The sequence below is a fragment of the Pseudomonas sp. o96-267 genome (assembly GCF_003935465.1).
Classification (GTDB): Bacteria; Pseudomonadota; Gammaproteobacteria; order Pseudomonadales; family Pseudomonadaceae; genus Aquipseudomonas; species Aquipseudomonas sediminis.
This window is the reverse complement of sequence record NZ_RHQP01000081.1, coordinates 1-1,932: the sequence shown is the minus strand read 5'-3', so window position 1 is coordinate 1,932 and position 1,932 is coordinate 1. Positions and strand designations below refer to the sequence as shown.

At 43.7% G+C, this 1,932-nt stretch carries 2 protein-coding genes; both read right to left on the bottom strand.

Annotated elements, in window-relative coordinates; translation table 11 throughout:
- Positions 1–892 (bottom strand): hypothetical protein (locus EGJ86_RS24800; protein ID WP_148100098.1); only part of this gene is annotated, 892 nt, incomplete at its 3' end.
- Positions 885–1,932, bottom strand: a 1,048-nt coding sequence (locus tag EGJ86_RS24795; RefSeq protein WP_177432951.1) for a tyrosine-type recombinase/integrase, incomplete at its 5' end; no start/stop codon positions are given. The genes EGJ86_RS24795 and EGJ86_RS24800, both read right to left, overlap by 8 nt.

Genomic DNA, 1,932 nt, shown 5'->3' with positions numbered 1-1,932 from the left:
CAAAATGCCATGGCAATGCGGCATGATGCTCCGGCTTCAATTCAATAACCGTGTTGCACTCAGCTCCTGCAACCGCCCAGGCATCAACGCCTAGACTAAATCTAACACAGTGCACGGGCGCGTTAAATTCTTTCCTAACCCTAGAAACTAACAAATTCCGAGTTGAAACTGTATCACTTGCTCCACTGACATATAAGGATACACCTGGAGTAGGTGGCTTGTGATTATCAATCCAAGATGACTTGCCGCACATTGGAAGACCACACATTATGTAGACTGCGGTAACAAGTGAAGATCGATTCTGACTAGATAACGAATCCAGTTTCTCCAAAAAACTCAGAATAGCCTCAGAATCAGAGACTGCATTAGGCACTTCCAAAATAATCTTTGAAGTGATAATTCCTGATACCGCAGGAGTTAATGATTCAGCAAGAGCCGCCTTGAGATCTGCACGTAGGATTGCGTTCTGATTCTTCTGATGAGTTAGCTCTTGAAGGAGCTTAGCCTTCTCAACTTGCTTAGCAGGCTTTTCACTAGCCAACGCAAAGTAATATTGTACCCTGTCGATCAACTGATTATATGTGGTGCTAGCGCGCTCCCTTAGTAGGGCTAACTGCCCCTCCAACTCTTTCAGTCGATGATGTATTTCTTGAGTATTTTTGAGTGGCTTTTTGACACCCTCACTTGAATCCTTTGTATAAACCCCAGAATGAGTTGTTCCTTTTATGACTTCTCTGACCTTCACCCAGTCAGGATCATGCTTTTGATTGATTGTTGCACGACCGACACCGGATAATTTAGAAACTTCCATCACTGATAACTTTTTTCGGCCGTCGCTTTGGAGCGCTGAAATAGTCGCATACACCCGATTGAGGAGATCCTGCTTAGCCATGCGCCACCTGCTTTAGGAAATTATGTGCTTCATCCCCTACAACCTCGTGAAGTCGCTTAAAGGCTTCAGCGATACGCCTCTGCGAATACTCCTTCTGAGTCGCTCCACAGTACCTATGCTTAATCATATTATCGTGGAAAATTATCTCATTTTTTAATGATGGAACATTGGCCTCGACAAATGCAGCATATCTACAATTATATGGGTCACACGCAAACAAGTTTGGATGAAGCCTCGACCCAGGGCTATCATTCTTAGCATCACAAGGTGACTCGCTGGTAAGACCCGGCGTTCGCATACAGATTGCAAGATTCGTTCTATGCAGAAGCTTCACACCTTCATCAAGCAAAGAGGCGACATACTGACTTAAACTCTCTTTTCCCGCGTTTTGCAATTTAGCCCTGAGTATTGGAGAAGAATTAGCAGTCTTGGCCAACCTTTTGCCGCCAATGCCCCCAATTTGACCAGAAATTACACCTTGCAAAACCTCGACGAGAATTTCCGTATTTTCATCAATCAACGTAGCTTTGACTTCATCGTTCACGCCAGGTAAAGAAAGGATGTACCTTAACGTCATTTTTAAACTGCGGTGAGAAAAGAGGCATTTAATAATTTCAAGATTCCGCGAATCTTGATGAATTATATAAAGGGCAAGTGACTTCCGAAAACGATGTGGGTGTACTCTATAATCAATACCCAGGTTGTTTGCCACTCGATTGCAAGCTCGCTCTACCACAATGGACTGCGGAGTGTTTCCAAAACTAAACTTTGGTATCTTGACAAACAGATAGTCGTGATTACCGTAAGCACGAGCATCACGCCCTATTTCAATTATTACTTCAATTGCGTCAGCAGCAATTTTTGGGATAGGTATTGTCTTAATGTCGCCCTGTGACGAAATAGAAGTTTTGAAAACAGTATAAGTAAGCCAATAACCCTCAGACTTAAACGAAAGACAATCCAGGCGGTTGCAGGAGCTGAGTGCAACACGGTTATTGAATTGAAGCCGGAGCATCATGCCGCATTGCCATGGCATTTTG